Source organism: Paenibacillus elgii NBRC 100335 (assembly GCF_004000865.1).
Classification (GTDB): domain Bacteria; phylum Bacillota; class Bacilli; order Paenibacillales; family NBRC-103111; genus Paenibacillus_G; species Paenibacillus_G elgii.
Genome location: NZ_BIMB01000011.1, coordinates 44,305 through 61,643 on the forward strand (window position 1 = coordinate 44,305; position 17,339 = coordinate 61,643).

Consider the following 17,339-nt stretch of genomic DNA (forward strand, 5'->3'; position numbering starts at 1 on the left):
TCCGGATTGGTAAAACGTTGAAGTTGTCTTAGTCTTGCAGATCGATGACGACCATCTGATGGCATTCGAGCTCAGGCAGCGTGTACTCGATGCCTTCGGCGCCTAGTCTGTAATCGAGCGGCGTTCCTTGCGGTGCGAGGTATACGCCCTTCACCCGTCGTCCCGGCAAACGCAGCTTCACATCGATATTATAAAGCGGAACGATGTCCTCAATGATCTCGACGCCGTCCCCGCGCTTGACCGGCACGGCGTACAGCAGATGGTTCACGAGACGGCGCTCGACCTGCTGCTCCTGCAGCGTAACGATCCCCTGAGCGGGTAAGCTTGTGGTCAGCGTCTTGTCCGGCAGCAGCCGGTCCAATGCGTAGAGCACGATTTCTTTCAGGAACAGGCTGCCCTTCGTTGCATAGTCCTCGAAGACGTTCCAAGCGATGTAAATGCCGCTGGCGCCTTCCACCATTCCCGGGCCGCCGTCATTCATCGAGCTGGGCGTATGCTGGTGCGACGAGAACGTGAATACTTCCCGGTTAAAATAAGGATCTTCGCGCCGGCCTAGCTCGGTTCCGCCGTCCAATGCGATCTTTTGCCCCGCAGCGTACATAACGAACGACGCTTCGCCAAGGCTGCGCAGCGGGAATTTTGGGCGGAAATAGTCCGGTTTGAACGGATTCTCGCCGACCCGCCGCACGCCGAAATCGATGGCGAAATCGCGCTCCTCCGCATCCAGGCCGGACTTGCCCGAAGCGAGCAGTTTCCCGCCCTGCCGGAGAAACTGCTCCAGCTTCGCGTGCAGCCGGTCCGAGATCAGCACGTGGTCCGGCAGTATAATGACTTTGTATTGGTCGAAATCGGCGTCCGGATCGATCACGTCGAACAAAAATTTGCCTTCGAGCAGCATCCGCACCGCACCAGCGTCGGAGTTGCCCGTGAACATTGCGCCGCCCATTTTGTCCACGCCGACCGATTCGACGGACAGCAGCCCGATATCCGCGATCGCCGTCGTATCCGCGCACCACGCTTCCTTCCGCTCGACCTCGGCGTACGCCCTGCCGATCAGCTCGTAGGTGGCCGGGTCCATCAGCCCTTCGGGATGCAGTTGGTCACCGATGGAGCAGCGCGCCCCGTTCGCCAAGCTGAGCGCCGTTTCGTAGCGCAGCGCATTCGGATGCTTGTAGCCGCCGAACTCGCCCCAGAACGTGTGGAACTTGCCGGTCATCCCGAGAAAATCCATACCGAGCGGCTGCGCGTAGCGGGCCGACAGCGGGAAATGATCGTAGCCCCAGCCGCCGGTCGGCAGCGATTCCAGCTCCAAATGCGTATTCATCGCCGCCAAGTCCCGGCGCCCCTGCGAGATATGCCCCGCGTTGTGGAAAATCGGCATCTCCGGCTTGATCGCATGGATCGCTTCGCGAATCCGCTGCGTGTAATTCGCATAAATCCGCTCGCCTTGCTCAACAACGTGCCGCTTCTCACGGGGGTCTTTTCCTTCCCGGCGCAGCATGGCCACGCAGGTATGGCAGTAGCAGGTGCGAACGCCGACGATGTCGAGGAAAATCCCGTCGGCATCGTACTTGCGCACGACCTCCTCCACTTGGCGGATCATCAGATCAAGATAGGGCGAATTCAGGCAAAACTGGTGATACCCCGGCGTCATGAATCCTTTGACCCAGTTCGTCTGGTCGTTCTCATCCCGCATCAGCCACTCGGGATGGACGCGCGCCAGCTTCTCGTCGAAGCCGACCGACAAGTAGACCGGCGTCTTCACGCCAATCTCGTGCGCCGCTTCGATCTGCGCGCCGAGCAGGTCGAAGTCGAGATGCGGGTGAATCTCGTTCGTCTCGGAAGGAAAATACGCCCAGCCGTGGTGGCATTTTGCGAAGACGGTAATCGAGTCGACGTGCCCCCGCTTGAGCATTTCTTGGAATTGCGGCTTGGAAAACTTCCGCCCAATATGCGGGATCATTTCAGAGGTGTGGAAATCTAAGTGTACTTGTCGGAATCGCATCGTTTGGCGACCTCGCTTTCTTGGTGTAGTTGAGTTAAGCCGCTGTGTGGCTTTATTGATCGGGTGGTCTAGACAGCGTGTTCCATCGCCTTCCAGCCTCCTGCGCTTTTTCTTTTGTCGGGGTTATTGTATCATTAGGACGTTGGGCATGTATTTGAAAGGCCTTCCATCGATTTGTACAAAATTCCGCTATTCGCGAAAACCTAACGCCCGGAGGAACCCGAGATGAAGAATTTGGCAGACATCGCTCCGTTTGTGCGTTCGGCGGCTCCTTATACGTATAACGGCGGCGAGCATGAAGGAACAAGAGTCGGCTATACGTTCGCCTATCATCTGTTTCTGGACGGCCGCGGAGATATCGTCGTAGATAACGTCACGTATTCCGTGGAAAAAGGCACCCTGATTTTCATTCGTCCGGGACAGGTGCATTCGTTTCACCATAAGCCCGGCTTTCCGCTTGATTCGTATAACATTTACTGCGATTTATGGGAGCGGCATCCGATTCCGGAGCCGCGCTTCGCCTTTTATCCCGATCCGCCCGACCGGTCGATGTTGACCTGGCAGGAAGCCTGCCCCGAACTGGACGAGTTTCCGACCAAAATGTCGCTGAGCCCCCACCCGCACCTGATTGAACTGTTTGTGCAAATCGCCAGATCGGAGGACGCTCCTTTTTATGCGGAAGCGATCACGGGATCGCTGATGCGCGCGTTCCTGCTGCGTTGGTTCAACAGCATCAAAAGCGCTGCACCGAACGATTACCGTATCCTGCAAATTATGGAGGAGATGGAGCGCCACCCGGAGCGCCGTTATTCATTTGAGGACTGGTGCCGCAAATGCCGGCTGAAAAAGTCCTACTTTTACAAGCTATTCAAGCAGGAAACCGGCATGACCCCGAAGGATTACCTGCTGCGGATGAAAATGAAAAAAGCGGCCAATTTGCTGCTGGAAAGCCGGCAATCGGTCACGTCCATCTCGGACAACCTCGGCTACGATTCGATCCATTATTTTTCAAAGCAGTTTGCCGCCTTTTATGGCATTAGTCCGACAGCTTTCCGCAGCCGGAACAGCCTGCCGCGGGATTTGGGCTAGCGGCCGGCTGAAGCTCGCCAACTTTGGGCTCCATCACGTGCTCCAGCAGGAAGGCCGTACACCGGTTGACCGATGCTTCGATATAGTGAAAAACCTCGTCGCGCCGCAGAAACTCCAGTGGCTCATGCGCCACCGTTTCGTCATAATCGAAATCTTTATCCAAATCGTCAAGCAATGACGCAACGGACTCCGCATTGATTTCGTCCATAGCCACTTCGGGAATCGGATGCGGGTTCCGCTGTAGCCCATATCGCGCAATAATGACACCGTTGAGTCTCCGGAAGTCTCTGTAGGTCATGTTCCGCGCCTCGTTCCGTTCCTCTGCCGACAACGACCGCACCTTTTGAAAATACGTATCCACCGACCACACTTCATCCGCAATCAAATGACATAAATAGCCCGAGTAAAAAGGCTCCCGTATCCGCTCTTTGTACTTTTCAACAAACCTCAGGTAGTTAATGCGGCGTCTCCCCGTTGGCTCTCTTTCGACAAAGTGGGTAACCTCTTTGGTATGGTTCATTTCATGAAGGCCGTCCGGCGCAAGCCCCCCAAGCAAAAAATCGCTGCGGTCTTCGATAGAAAGCTTTTGTGCAATCCGCTGGCCTATGCAGTAGTGCATGATTCTTGATCCCACGATCCCTCTCTCCTTCTCTATCATCTACAAAACTATCGTCTCCTTTTCTTCCATTTACTTCAATTGCAATCGGATGATAAATAGCTGATAATTAAATTACTTAACTATTCACCTTGCCGCTATGATTCAGGCAGACAATCGGACGGGTAATGACAACTATCTACGACCCGATGGCTAAGGGACCGCTAGACGTGTCGTTACAAAATCTTAACACCAAGACCTATTGTCCTGCGTTACAATGAATCTCACAGGCTAGGAAAGGGAGGGAAGCTCATGAATTTCACGCTGAAGCAAATGAAGTATGCGCTCTTAAGTCTGCTGCTCACGTTCGCTCTGATTGTGACCTACCAGCATGTGCAGCCGCTCTGATTCCTATACATGTACACAATTAACCATGATATAGCTTTGTAAGGACCGGGCGCTGCTCCGGTCCTCTTCGTCGTTGCGCTCCCCCTTTTGCCAGTCCACCTGAATTTAAGATGTTGTTAAGAATTTCCTCCGCTAGTTATTAAGATGTCCCGGCTATACTGAGCTTTGATCGGAAGGATATCGTACGGAGGGGATATGGTTTGAACAGGCAAGCAGAGCATGCTGTAGAAAAAAAGCGCCCGACGGAACAAACGGGTTCCGAGGCATGGCAGGATCGGCCGCCCGTAGTGCAGATTCGCGGGCTTACAAAGACGATCCGGGGAAAGGCGATCGTCAACCGGCTCGATCTGGAGGTGCGGGCTGGCGAAATATTCGGTCTGCTCGGCCCGAACGGCGCAGGGAAAACGACGACCATCCGCATGATCGTCGGTCTCATCGGCATGTCGGGCGGGGAAGTGATGATCGACGGCCTCAGCGTCAAACGGCAGTTTGAAGACGCCATGAAGCGCGTCGGGGCTATTGTCGAAAATCCGGAGATGTACAAGTATTTGTCCGGCTACCACAATTTGCTGCATTTTGCGAGAATGCACGAGGGCGTGACGAAAGCCAGAATCGACGAGGTCGCCGAACTGGTCGGCTTGAAGGAGCGGATTCGCGATAAGGTGCGCACCTACTCTCTCGGGATGCGCCAAAGGCTGGGCGTCGCGCAAGCACTGCTTCACCGTCCGAAGGTGCTTATCCTCGACGAGCCGACCAACGGCCTGGACCCCGCCGGTATCCGGGAGCTGCGCGATTATTTGCGGCGGCTGGCCCAGACGGAAGGGCTGGCGATTATCGTTTCCAGCCACCTGCTGTCCGAGATGGAACTGATGTGCGACCGGGTAGCCATCATTCGGCAAGGCGAGTTGATCGATGTTCGTCCGGTACGGGAGCTGGCCGCCGGGCCCTCTGACGCCAAGCTCCCCGTCGTCTTCGAGGTGAACGAGCCGGCGAGCGCGCAGCTGCTGCTCGCTTCCTCGTATCCAGAAGCAGCCTTCGAGTGTACCGGTTCGGAACGCGGCGGGACGTCCGAAGGCGCCGTCGAAGGCAGGCTCGCCAGACGGGGCATCCCTTCCGCTGTGCGCACGCTGGTGCAAGCCGGCATCGAAGTGTACGGCGTCCGCAGTTCGGGCCGGACGCTGGAGGAGCAATTTTTGGAGCTGACGGGAGGGGAGCGGCATGCTTAGGCTGATGCCTTTAGTGCAGAACGAATCGATGAAAATTTTCCGCCGGTGGCGAACCTGGGTGATGGCCGCGAGCTTGGTCGTATTTATGACGCTTCTGTCCACCGTCCAATTTATGGACAAGCCGAATGATCAAAGGGACTGGAAAACCCGGCTCGAAGCAAACATTCAGCAGAATGAGCAAATGATGAGTGACGCGCGGACGGGCGAAGGACAGAAGCTGCGTCTTCAGGAAAGCATCCTCCTCGACCGGTATGCCATCGAGCACGACATTCCCGTCAACGAACGCAGCTTATGGACTCCCGTCACGTTGGGAGCAAACCTGATCACGCTGATCACGATCTTCACGATCGTCGTCGCGGCGGACAACGTCGCCGGGGAGTTTTCGGGAGGTACGATCAAGCTCATCCTGATTCGGCCGGCCAAACGGTGGAAGGTGCTGCTGAGCAAATATATCGCCTCCCTCGGCTTCGCTTTATTTCTGCTGGTTACCGTTTTCGCCATCAGTTGGCTTCTCGGCATCGGCTTCTACGGACTTGGCGCGCTTCATCAGCCCGTTCTCGACGTAAGGGACGGCATGGTGATCGAACAAAGCATGGTCGCTTCCCTGCTTCAAACGTATGCGCTGAACAGCGTTTCTCTCGTAATGATGGCGACGTTCGGATTCATGATCTCCACCGTGTTCCGGTCAAGCTCCTTCGCCATCGGCGGCTCCATTGCCCTGCTCTTTGTCGGAACGAGCATCGTGTACGGGCTTCGCGAATATCCATGGGTCAAGTATGTGCTGTTCGCCCACCTCGATCTGACGCAATATCTGAAAGGGAAACCGCTGATCGAAGGAATGACCCTCGGCTTCTCGGTTACGATGCTGCTCGCTTATTTTGTGCTGTTTATGGCGCTGTCGTTCTTCATCTTCGGCAAGCGGGACGTAGCCGCTTAGACATGCAAAAAGACGCCACCGTCCCGCTGTGCCGGGTGCGACTGGCGTCTTTTTTGCCGTCAGAAGGTCCTGCCAAGGCGGATCATGTCCTTCCGCCGATATATGCCGAGAACGAGGCCGATGACCGCCATCTCGATCAGCGTATGGGTGCCGCCATAGCTGACAAACGGAAGGACAACCGAGGTAATCGGCAGCAAGCCGAGTGACATGCCGATGCAGTAGCCGAATTGCGCCCCGATGATGGAAGTGGCGGCCACGATCAGCATTTTGCCGTATGTCTCGCGGACTTGCCCCATCGAATGGAGCAGCCGGGCGACGAAATATACGGCGGCGACTGCAACCGCGATACCGACGCCCCAACCAAAGCTGTAAACAAGATAAGTGAAAATCAGTTCACTATGTACATAGGGCAGCTTGGGATTGACCGCTCCGAATCCGTGGCCCCACCAGCCGGCGCTGCCCAGGGCCTCTTTCATCTGGATATACATATACCCCGCGCCCGAAGGATCTCTATCGGGATTAAGAAAGGCCAACACTCGCTGACTCAAGTAAAACCGGATCAAGAACGCTCCACCTAGAAGAAGCAGTATTCCTCCCGTCTGCAGCAGCGCAAGCCACCATTTACGGGTAACGACCCCACATAATATCCCATAGCTTGCCAGATAAAATAGAATGGTCGATAACGAAGGCACCATAATATAGAGCATGACCGGTACGAGAACAAAAGCTAGCATCGATTTCAGCCAAAAATTACGCTTCTGCCCCCGCCAATCGAGAAGCAAGCCAGCCGCCGCAGCGATGAATAAATAAGAAGTAACGGTTGTCAAATCTATTGAAAATCTCCCAATGGACAGATAACTTCTCGCCCCGTTCACCTGATGTCCGAACAGCAGCACGTAAAGCATACCGACGGCGGCAAGATAATACATAAGAAGCGACCAAGCCTTCAGCTTCCGGTAATCCATAAAATAAAACACCAATAAAACCGGCAGTCCTAGCGCGATGAAAAACATTTTAAAGATTGCGAAACCAACTCCGCCGAGGCCGTTGGGCCGCATCGCCGCATAACTCGATTCGATGCTGTACATCGCGAAGACACCCAACCCTAAAAACACTATCAAGCCAAACAGCAAGCCCCAATGCATCCGCGGCTTGTGGATACGGTGCAGCTCACGGCCGACCGTTACCGGGTCGCCCATCTGCCGGATCGCCCAGGCGACCGCTTCCTCCCGGCTCGCGCCTTCCGCTTCCTTGTCGAGTACCAGCTCCTCCAAGTGGCTTTCCAGCTCCCGCCGGATGTCCTTATGCAGTTCCCTCGCCCGTATCTGCGAGCAAACGCTGCTCAAATAATCCCGCACGTTCTCGTGCTCACGGATCATGCTTTTCCCTCCCCCAAAACGAGATCGACCGCGTCGCGGAACTGCTTCCACTCCGCCGTTTTCTCTTGAAGATGCCCTTTGCCAGCCTCGGTGATGCGGTAGTATTTGCGCTGCCGCCCTTGCGCCTCCTCCCAGTACGCTTCAACCCAGCGCTCCGCCTCCATGCCGTGCAGAATCGGATACAGCGTCCCTTCCTTCAGCGAAAACATCCCGCCGGAGCTCTTCTCCAGCTCCTTAATTAGTTCGTACCCGTACATGTTGCGCCGCCCGAGCAGCGTAAGTATCATCGTCCCGGTGCTTCCTTTCAGCAGTTCCTTGCTGAGCTTCATGGCAGAGCGCGCCTCCTTTCCAAGCCTATGCTGTCTTTCGGAATAAGCATCGTAAATCTATGTATCGTAATTCTAGGTATTAGTATAGCCGGCATCGCTCTGCTTGTCCAGCTTTCCACGCGCTTCAGACCGTCGACCGCTCCACCAGCCGGACCGGCAGCTCCTGCTTCTCCGCCTCATACCGCTCTTCCGCAATATAGCGGTGCAGCATTTGAAAAGCGGCGCGGCCCACGTCCTTGTTCGACTGCTCCACCGCCGTAATGTCAAGCAACTGTCCGAGCATATGGTTATCGAAGCCGATCACCGCCAAATCGTCCGGTACGCGAAGCCCGAGCTTGCGCGCTTCGGCAACCAGCCCCGCCGCGGTCTGATGCGCGCCCGCCAGCACCGCCGTCGGGCGCGGGTTCATGCCGGCCAGCCGATGCGCGACCTCAACGCCCGCTTCCATCGACAGCGCGTCGTAGAATATCCACTCCGGCCGCAGCGGCTCCTGCACGGCGGCGAGCGCTTCGCGAACGGCGCGTTCCCGCGCCAGGCTCGTATTGCTGCCGCGCCTGCCGATGCAGCAAGCGACGTGCCGGTGTCCTTGGGCCGTCAAATAACACAGGCCCGTTTCAAAGCTGCGATAGTGATCGATATAGGCGCAGGACAGCGGCTCGTCCCCGGCGTCCTCGCAAACGACGATCGGACCGTAAGCCAAATAAGGCTTGATCACGTCCCAATCGTTTGTCCGCGACGTAATAATGACGCCGTCGACCTGCTTCATTCGGAGCATTTCGAGCACTTTCAGCTCTTCCTCGGGGCGGTAGTTCGTCTGGCAGAGGACGACCCGGTACCCGCACCGGTTCGCTTCGCTCAAGATGCCTTCCACCGGCGAGCTCAAATACGGATTATCCACATAAGGAAGCACGACGGCAATCATCGACGTCTTGCCCTTGATCAAATGGACGGCATTCAAATTCTGCACGTAGTCCAGCTTCCGCACCGCCTCCATCACGGCAGCTCTTTTATCCTCGCTCACGTACGGGTGGCGGTTCAGCACGCGGGAAACCGTCGTGACCGAAACGCCTGCCATGCGGGCAATTTCTTTTATGTTTGCCATAACCGTCCGCCTCCTCGCCTCATTAGCTGTATTGTAACACATCGCTTTTCATAGAAAAAAACGCTTGCTATGAAATGCATTCCATACGTTACACTCGGTTCAAGGGATCGTTTCTACCGGCGTGACAGCACTTGCAGGCGTAACGGTAGCGTCCCGAGAAACGGTCTCGAATTGCTCCAGGTTCCATAATATACAAAAAGCACAAGCTCTGCCGAATTTGATCGGCGGGCCTGTGCTTTTTTTCGCTTAAATGCCGCAGGGCGGCGCGAATCTGCGTCCGGTCAGCGAACTTGCTTCGGCTGCTCGGTGTTCGATGCGACCACGTCCAAGCTTTGCTGCGTCTGGTTCAACTGGTCCTGCACCTGCACGAGCTCCTGTCCGTGATGCGCGTGGTCCTGCGCCGCCATCTGACTCTGCGCCTTCGCCAGCGCCTGATGCGCAGATTCCAGCTGCGCAAGCGCAGAGGACAGCTTGTGCGGGTCGGACTGAAGCTGCGCATGGCGGACGGCCATTTCGGCGTCCTTGGCCACCTGGATCGCTTTCTCCGCGTTGTCGATCACATGCCGGATCGGCATTTGATGCTGGTTGACCTGTGTCATGTTCGGCATCTTCCTCTCAATATGCTGGATGTGCACACGGTTCAACTTTTAAGATGCGCGAAAAGCCACGGCTTCATTCCTTTTTTGGAGATACGTTACATTCCGGCCCGCTCGTACACAACAAAATCGTAATTGTACGGGTTTTTCTCGTCCTTCACGCCGCGCTGCCGCGACACCTCGCGCCATTCGCCGGGCTCAAGCTCGGAAAAAAATGTATCCGCCGCGAACCGGTGCGCGATCTCCGTAATGTACAGCCGGTCCGCGAACGGAAGCAGCTGCCGGTACACCTCCGCGCCGCCGATGACGAACAGCTCCTCGGAAGCCCGGCTTCCGCCGCGGCCGTAGTCGTCGGCCGCTTCCTGCGCCGAATGGACCACCTCGCAGCCCGGCGCGGCGAATCGCTCGTCCCGGGTCAGCACGACATTGCGGCGTCCGGGCAGGGGCTTGCCGATGGAATCGAACGTCTTGCGGCCCATCAGCACCGTATGTCCCTTCGTCGTTTGCTTGAAATAAGCCAAATCCGCCGGCAAACGCCACGGCAGCGTATTATCGATGCCGATGCCGCGGGCTTCGTCCATCGCGAGAATGAAAGAAATCGTCACGCGAACCTCTCCTTGCGTATAGTATGCCGCTTCGCGAACTGCAAGCGTCCTTTTTGCCTCATGATGCCCCCGTACGCTCTCGTTATACCGCAATCGGCGCTTTGATCGCCGGATGACTCTGGTACCCGACGATCTCGAAATCCTCGAACCGGTAATCGAACAGCGAATCCGGCTTCCGCTTGATCACAAGCTGCGGCAGCGGATACGGCTCGCGGGTCAGCTGCAGCTTGACCTGCTCCACATGATTGGCGTAAATATGCACGTCCCCGCCCGTCCAGATCAGCTCGCCCGGCTGCAGATCGCACTGCTGCGCCACCATATGCGTCAGGAACGCATAGCTTGCGATGTTGAACGGCAGCCCGAGAAACGTATCGACCGAACGCATGTTGAACAAGCACGACAGCTTGCCGTCCGCCACATAAAACTGGAACGCATAATGGCAAGGCGGCAGCGCCATGTTGTCCACTTCGGCAGGATTCCACGCGCTGACCAAATGTCTGCGCGAATCGGGGTTCCGCTTAATCTGCTCGATCAGCTTGGCGATCTGGTCGATGCTCCGGCCGTCCGGAGCCGGCCACGAACGCCACTGCGAGCCGTAAACCGGCCCGAGATCGCCGTTCTCGTCCGCCCACTCGTCCCATATCGTGACGCCGTTCTCTTGCAAATAGCGGATATTCGTGTCCCCGCTCAAAAACCACAGCAGCTCGTGCAAGATCGAGCGGATGTGGAGCTTTTTCGTCGTCAGCAGCGGAAAGCCTTCGGATAAATCGAAGCGGAGCTGCCGCCCGAATACCGAGATGGTTCCCGTTCCGGTACGGTCCTCCTTGCGCACCCCGCTTGTCATGATGTCCTGCAGCAGATCTAAATATTTTTGCATCGGTCGCACCTCGATCGTTCATGATCGTTCTATTATAGCAAACTTTCAAGGCCCGCTTCATCAAAAAAAAATATGAATTGCGTTCATACCACGATGACAATTATCCGTTATAATAGATTCGATCCCATATATAACCATGATTTAGGAGGAAAAATCATTTGACCAAGCATTCGTCCCACTGGAAAAAAACTGCCGTCCTATCGGTGCTCTCCGCCTCGCTGCTGAGCGCGCCCGGACTCTCCGGCACCCCTTACGCGCTGGCGGCCGAACCGGCGGCCGCGACCAAAGCCGCCGCTTCGACACCGTCCAAAACGGACATGCAGCTAGCCTTCGAGAAGGGCGCGGTAGAAGGATATCCGAACGAAACCGACCTGCGCGGCAGCCGGCCGGTGACCCGCGCGGAGCTCGTCACCATGCTGAACCGGGCAGCCAAGCTGGCGAAGAGCGACAAATCGTCGCAGCCTTTCTCCGACTTGGAGGCGTGGCAGCTTGAAGCCGTTACCAACGCCGTCGCCGCCGGCATCGTATCCAAAGGCGACAGCGGCCTCTTCGAGCCGAACCGACCGGTAACCCGCGAAGAGCTGGCCGTTCTCGTCGTGCGCGCGCTCACCAAAGGCCAAGCGCCGAAAGTAAACCAGAACGTGCTGAGCTACTTCAAGGACGCCTCCTCCATCAGCGAGTCGGCCCGTCCGTTTGTCGCTTACGGCGCGCTTGCGGGCTTGTTTGAGCCGAAGCTGGACGGCAATTTCGATCCGAAGGGCTCCGTGACCCGCGACGAAGCGGTCAAGGCGCTGAAACCGGTCCTTTTCCAAGTTATCGATATTCTTACGACGAACGACATTCACGGCCATATCGAAGTGGGCTTCGACAAGAAGCGCAATCAGGCGCAGGGCGGCATCGAAACGCTCGGCGGCATCGTCGACGATTTCCGTTCGGTCAATCCCGGCGGCACGGTCGTCGTGGATGGCGGAGACGCATGGCAAGGAACGCTCATCTCCAATACGACGAACGGGCAATCTGTCATGGACTCGATGGCTCAGGTCAAATATGACGCCGCTGCCATCGGCAACCATGAGTTCGACTTCAGCCGCGACACGCTGATCGACAATATCAAGAAAGCGAAGTTCCCGATTCTCGGAGCCAACATCATCGAAGACAAAACCGGCAAGCGCGTCGACTGGACGCAGCCTTATACCATCGTAGAGAAAGGCGGACTGAAGGTCGGCATTATCGGCCTTGCCACGCCGCAGACCAAGACGACGACCAAGTCCACCAACATCGAAGGCTTGACGTTCGCCGACCCGGTTCCGTACGCGAAGGAACTGTCGGCCGAGCTGCGCACCAAAGGCGCCGACATCGTCCTGGTGACCTCCCACCTGCCGGGCGAGCAGGACGCCAAATCGCAGGAAATTATGGGCGAGCTCGTCGAGCTCGCGAACGGGACAGGCAACGGCACGCTGGATGCGATCGTCGGGGGTCATTCCCATAAGCGCGTAGCGGGGATCGTGAACCACATTCCGGTCGTTGAAGCGCAGAGCTGGCTGTACGCCGTCGGCCACATTCAGCTTTATGTCGATAAGAACAGCAAAAAAGTCGTTTCCTCGAACGCCAGCCTGCTGGAAACGTACACGAATCTGACGACTGCGAACAAAGACGTGCAAAAAACGGTCGCCGACTACCAAGCGAAAATCGCCGAGCAAACCAACAAGCAAATCGCCGTAGCCTCTGAAAAATGGACGACCCGCTCCTACCGCTACGACGCAAACGGCAATCAGGTGCGCGACGGCGTGACGCCGATCGGCAACTCCGTCACCGATGCAATGCGTTGGGCCGAGAAGTCCGATGTCGCCTTCACGAACATCGGCGGGCTGCGCGCGGATATCGAGCCGGGCAAAGTAACCTACGGCATGATGTTCGAGGTGCTGCCGTTCGGTAACTACAACCGCACGGGCACGATGACCGCTGCGCAAATCAAAACGCTGCTTGAGGTCACGGACCAATATTCCAAGCTGCCGGCCATGCAATTCTCGGGTTTGAAGGTCGAGTGGGATAACACGAAGCCGCAAGGTCAGAAATACAGCAAAATTACGCTGCTGGATGGCACTCCGATCTATGTCGACGGGAAGCTGAACGACAGCCGTACCTTCAAAGTGACGACGAACGACTTCATGTCGACCGGCGCCGGGGACGGATTCACGACGTTCGGCGAAGTGAAGGACTGGAAGGACGGCATGATCATGCTGGATGCCTGGGTCGATTATATGAAGGAGAAGGGTGCTTCCGGCCAACCTCTCCCCCTGCCGAACGACGGCCGCGAAATCCGGCTGGATCTGAAAAAATAACGCCGCTATTCAAGGAAACCCGCAGGCCCTGGCTCGTTCAGGACTGCGGGTTTTATTGCTTCACCTTATCCCGCACAGCGGAAAATTCGTCAGGCAGCAGCGGTTTATAAAAATAATAGCCTTGAATCGTACAGTCGTCGATCGTTTGAAGCAGCTTCACCTGCTCCTCCGTCTCCACCCCTTCGACGACGACCGATAAATTCAGGCTCCGGGCCATAGCCATAATCGCTTTGACAATGCCGGCATGCCCTCCGTTCTCGGCCATTTCTCCGACAAACGACTGCGCGATTTTGAGCGAATCGACCTGGAATGTCCGCAAATAGCCGAGCGACGAATACCCCGTACCGAAATCGTCCATCGAGATTTGCAGCCCCAACGCTTTAAGGCGCAGAAGCGTATCGGTCGTTTCCTTCGTATTTTGCAGTGCGACGCCTTCCGTAATTTCGATAATGAGCCGGCTGGCGCTCATTCCCGTTTCCCTCAAAATACCGGCCACCTTCTCTACGAAGCCATCCTGCACGAGCTGTCTGGGCGAGACGTTCACCGCAATTTTCAACGGCGGTCTCCCTTCCCTCTCCCACTGAACGGCCTGCCTGCAAGCTGTCCGAATGACCCAATCGCCGATCGGCACGATCAAGCCGGTATCCTCGGCAAGCGGCACAAAGTCTGATGGCGGCACCAGCTGCCCGTCCGCTTTCCTCCAGCGCAGCAGCGCTTCTGCCCCGACGATCGTCAATTCCTTAGAGCATACCTGCGGCTGGTAACACAAAAACAGCTCGTCATGATCCAGCGCATGCCGCAGCGCGCGCTCCATCAGGATGCTTCTCAGCATGCCGTCCTTCAGCGTAGGCGTGAAGAACCGGAACCGGCCTCCGCCCAGCTCCTTGGCCTGATACATGGCCGCATCCGCATGCTTCATCAGGTCGGCTATGGACAGCCCGTCTTCCGGATAGACCGCAATGCCGATACTGGTTGAGGTCTGAATCTCGTGGACCCTCACCTTGAAAGGCTCGGCGACGGCCCGAAGGATCGACTCCGCAAGCGCTTGCGCTTGCCGGGAAGAGGCCAGAGGCCCGGTCAAGATTGTAAATTCGTCGCCCCCCTGACGGGCGACGATGCAAGTCTCCGGAACGATTCCCCGAATCCGTTCCGCCACTTGACGAATTAATTCGTCGCCTGTCACATGCCCCAGGCTGTCATTTATGTATTTGAAGCGGTCCAGATCGAGAAATAGCACCGCAAGCGGCTGTCCGTCCTGTGAAGCGTTCTCGATCGCTTCCTGCGCCTTCCGCTCGAACAAGCGCTTGTTCGGAAGCCCGGACAAGTCGTCATGCGTTGCGAGAAATTCGCTTTTTTCGAGCATTTGCTTGAGCCGGCTGACCAGCCTTTCATTCTCCAGAAGCATAGAGATTTGGCGCACCAAGATCAAGACGGTAACCAAGACCGTTCCTGTCACGACAGCGTCCGGCTTGTCGATGCGGTTAAGCATTAACATGAATAAGATCGCGAAGCCGGCGTAAGGAAAAAGTAGACGCTGCAGACGGGCATAAACGACAAAGCGCGGCTCCGGTGCGGGCCGGTCATTGGGGTGGGAAGCATGCCAGCCCGCGAAACCGTATGCAAACAGCCCCGCGCTCCACAGCAGGTCGTACCACTGCCCTCCCTGATATTGCCCCGAGATCACGTCGAGCACATAAATGGTATCCCCACCGACAAAGACGACGAACCCGAAGGTGATCAAGGCAAGTACCCGCCGGTCGAGCAAAGGCGTATAAGCAAAATGGAAGACAAACAGGCAAAGCAATATCCCGAAATCCGTTATCGGATACGACAGCACCGCCGCCTGACCGAACCCGTCGGGATGGGACAGCATCCTGTGCAGGTTGGGACTGATAACGAATTCCCAGCTGACCGTACCGACGATCAGCAGGATCATGATACAGTCGAAGAGAAACCGGATGCCTTGCGAGATGCTTTTTTCCCGGAACAACAAATAACACAAAGCGGCAAAAAACAGCCCGGTCTGCAGGTTCCAGAACAGATCGGCTAAACTGATCGTCGGGAGAGGAAACATCAGCACCCAAGCATAGAAGGACCATACCAGTTGACCCAGCAAATAGAAACAGGCGCCCGCGGTCATCAGCAGCCAGAACGTTCCCGCGCTGCCCCGCTGAGTTCGATAAGTCCTCAGCAGCATCGCTACCGAAGCGGCAGGCGGAATGACCTCCCACAGCAGGAAAAAGCGCGCGTCCGCCCCAAAGCCCCATTTTGCCGCAGCGAATACCGCAAAATAGACCGCTATCACCGCGATCATCGGTTTACGCCAAGCGATCCAGTCCATATCCATCCGCCTCATCTCATTGTTGTATCGCGTATTGATGCCAAGGGAAGCGCTGCACAAGTCTAAGCCTTAAATTAGCAATAAATTAATTATAAATTAATCATCGGGTAATTCGAACTAATTCTTTAGCACTAATTACTCACAAAAATAGACATCCCTTGTCATCTCGCATAGAAATCATTCAGATGGATGAGTGTAATGTTTCTTTCCATTTTTTTGCTGCCAGCGCGTGGTGAATGCGATATGTATTCGACCAGCGATATCGCAAGACTATCTGGCATCACGGCTTTTACGCTTCGTTACTAGCTGGAGGACATTATGGTTTTTGTCAAGGACGGTTGTCTACTCGCGGAACAAGGAGAAACCGATTTCGATGTGGACGGCACGCTGCAAAAACGAATCGAGAGTAAGGTACAGAGGGACTTGATATAAGGGTTGTTCAGCCGGCATATGCCTCCGAAACGGTTCCCTATCAAGCGTACGAACAAAAAAGCTTGAAAAATATGCGCCGTACGTTATAATGAGGGCAATTTGACTTACGGGAGTGGAGACCGCACCATGTACAAAATGCTTGCAATCGACATCGACGATACGCTGATCAACGACGAGAAGCAGATCACGGAAGGAACCAAAGGGGCACTCGCCGCAGCGCTGACCGAAGGAGTCATCGTTACGCTGGCCACCGGGCGCATGTACGCTTCGGCCAAACAGCTCGCCGGTCAGTTGGAACTGAACGTGCCGCTGATTACATATCAAGGGTCGCTCGTCAAAAATTCAATCGACGGACGAGTCTTGTACGAACGGACCGTGCCCGCCGAGGCGGCGCGGCTCATTTTCGATTTTTGCGAATCCGAAGGATTGCATCTGCAAACGTACGTAAACGACGTGCTGTATGTTAAGGAAGACAACGATAAAGCGAAAGCATATGCCGCGCTTTCGAAAATCCCCTATACCGTGTACCCGAACTTCGGAGAACTGGCAGCCCAGCCTTCGATGAAGCTGCTGATCATCGACGAACCGGAGCTGCTGGACCGGGTCGCGGAGCGGCTCCGCGGCTTGACCGGCGGGCAGGTGCATATTACGAAATCGAAGCCGCATTTTCTGGAGATCGTGCATATCGAAGGCACCAAAGGGCATGCGCTTGCGCATTTAGCCGAGCATTTCGGCATTGGGCTCGAGCAGGTCATCGGTATCGGAGACAGCTGGAACGACCGCGAAATGCTGGAGGTGGCGGGACTTGGCGTCGCGATGGGCAATGCCGTCGAGTCGTTGAAGGAAATCGCCGATTATGTGACTTTCAGCAATAATGAGGACGGCGTCAAGCACGTCGTCGAGAAATTCGTGCTGCGCCGCGAAGAAGTAGGGAGCGGCAACTGAGGCTTGATGCCGGATCAGGACGGGGAACGTCCCGGTAATATCGGACTAGCTCGTTAGTAAGCTATGAAAGCTTGTGCAGACATCTGTAATAGCCGGACCGCTCCTAGAGCGGTCTTTTTGGCGTACTTCGC

Annotated in this window: 14 protein-coding genes; 5 read left to right on the forward strand and 9 right to left on the reverse strand. The window is 56.2% G+C overall.

Features of this window, described 5'->3' with window-relative positions; translation table 11 throughout:
• Positions 1-28: 28 nt before the first annotated feature.
• Positions 29-2,005: a beta-galactosidase trimerization domain-containing protein gene (locus PEL01S_RS10815; RefSeq protein ID WP_127460304.1), complete on the reverse strand. Its 1,977-nt coding sequence runs from the start codon at positions 2,003-2,005 to the stop codon at positions 29-31.
• A 225-nt stretch (positions 2,006-2,230) separates the two neighbouring features.
• On the opposite strand from PEL01S_RS10815, the gene PEL01S_RS10820 reads away from it, so the two are divergent.
• Positions 2,231-3,094 (forward strand): helix-turn-helix domain-containing protein, encoded by an 864-nt coding sequence (locus PEL01S_RS10820; protein WP_127460305.1) that lies wholly within the window; start codon positions 2,231-2,233, stop codon positions 3,092-3,094.
• On the opposite strand, the gene PEL01S_RS10825 is transcribed toward PEL01S_RS10820, so the two are convergent.
• Positions 3,042-3,728, reverse strand: coding sequence for a zinc dependent phospholipase C family protein (locus tag PEL01S_RS10825; protein WP_127460306.1), 687 nt, complete (start codon positions 3,726-3,728; stop codon positions 3,042-3,044). The genes PEL01S_RS10820 and PEL01S_RS10825 overlap by 53 nt on opposite strands.
• 569 nt (positions 3,729-4,297) lie before the next feature.
• Between PEL01S_RS10825 and PEL01S_RS10830 the strand changes: the two genes are divergently transcribed.
• Both PEL01S_RS10830 and PEL01S_RS10835 read left to right on the forward strand, forming a co-directional pair.
• Positions 4,298-5,323 (forward strand): ABC transporter ATP-binding protein, encoded by a 1,026-nt coding sequence (locus PEL01S_RS10830; protein ID WP_204343567.1) that lies wholly within the window; start codon positions 4,298-4,300, stop codon positions 5,321-5,323.
• Positions 5,316-6,260, forward strand: coding sequence for an ABC transporter permease (locus tag PEL01S_RS10835; protein ID WP_063180165.1), 945 nt, complete (start codon positions 5,316-5,318; stop codon positions 6,258-6,260). Before PEL01S_RS10830 ends, PEL01S_RS10835 begins: the two co-directional genes overlap by 8 nt.
• 59 nt (positions 6,261-6,319) lie before the next feature.
• On the opposite strand, the gene PEL01S_RS10840 is transcribed toward PEL01S_RS10835, so the two are convergent.
• The 6 genes from PEL01S_RS10840 to thyA form a co-directional block, all read right to left on the reverse strand.
• Positions 6,320-7,639: an FtsW/RodA/SpoVE family cell cycle protein gene (locus tag PEL01S_RS10840; RefSeq protein ID WP_127460307.1), complete on the reverse strand. Its 1,320-nt coding sequence runs from the start codon at positions 7,637-7,639 to the stop codon at positions 6,320-6,322.
• Positions 7,636-7,968 carry a PadR family transcriptional regulator gene (locus PEL01S_RS10845; protein WP_127460308.1) on the reverse strand — a complete coding sequence of 111 codons (333 nt, stop codon included), beginning with the start codon at positions 7,966-7,968 and terminating at the stop codon, positions 7,636-7,638. The genes PEL01S_RS10840 and PEL01S_RS10845 overlap by 4 nt, the downstream gene beginning before the upstream one ends.
• Positions 7,969-8,092: 124 nt before the next feature.
• Positions 8,093-9,070: a LacI family DNA-binding transcriptional regulator gene (locus PEL01S_RS10850; RefSeq protein ID WP_127460309.1), complete on the reverse strand. Its 978-nt coding sequence runs from the start codon at positions 9,068-9,070 to the stop codon at positions 8,093-8,095.
• A gap of 281 nt (positions 9,071-9,351) precedes the next feature.
• Complete coding sequence (locus PEL01S_RS10855; protein WP_127460310.1) at positions 9,352-9,669, reverse strand: hypothetical protein; 318 nt, start codon at positions 9,667-9,669, stop codon at positions 9,352-9,354.
• Between the two features lie 95 nt (positions 9,670-9,764).
• Complete coding sequence (locus PEL01S_RS10860) at positions 9,765-10,271, reverse strand: dihydrofolate reductase (protein WP_127460311.1); 507 nt, start codon at positions 10,269-10,271, stop codon at positions 9,765-9,767.
• Positions 10,272-10,353: 82 nt separating this feature from the next.
• Positions 10,354-11,148, reverse strand: a complete 795-nt coding sequence (gene thyA / locus PEL01S_RS10865) for a thymidylate synthase (protein WP_063180154.1) — start codon at positions 11,146-11,148, stop codon at positions 10,354-10,356.
• 158 nt (positions 11,149-11,306) lie between these two features.
• Here thyA and PEL01S_RS10870 point away from each other — a divergent pair, with 158 nt between their 5' ends.
• On the forward strand, positions 11,307-13,490 hold the full coding sequence (locus tag PEL01S_RS10870) for a 5'-nucleotidase C-terminal domain-containing protein (protein ID WP_127460312.1): 2,184 nt from the start codon (positions 11,307-11,309) through the stop codon (positions 13,488-13,490).
• Positions 13,491-13,542: 52 nt separating this feature from the next.
• Here the strand turns inward: PEL01S_RS10870 and PEL01S_RS10875 are convergent, their stop codons facing one another.
• Complete coding sequence (locus PEL01S_RS10875) at positions 13,543-15,831, reverse strand: putative bifunctional diguanylate cyclase/phosphodiesterase (protein WP_239551346.1); 2,289 nt, start codon at positions 15,829-15,831, stop codon at positions 13,543-13,545.
• A gap of 558 nt (positions 15,832-16,389) precedes the next feature.
• Between PEL01S_RS10875 and PEL01S_RS10880 the strand changes: the two genes are divergently transcribed.
• Entirely contained in the window at positions 16,390-17,208 is an 819-nt protein-coding gene (locus PEL01S_RS10880) for a Cof-type HAD-IIB family hydrolase (RefSeq protein ID WP_127460314.1), read from the forward strand.
• The last annotated feature ends 131 nt before the right edge of the window (positions 17,209-17,339 follow it).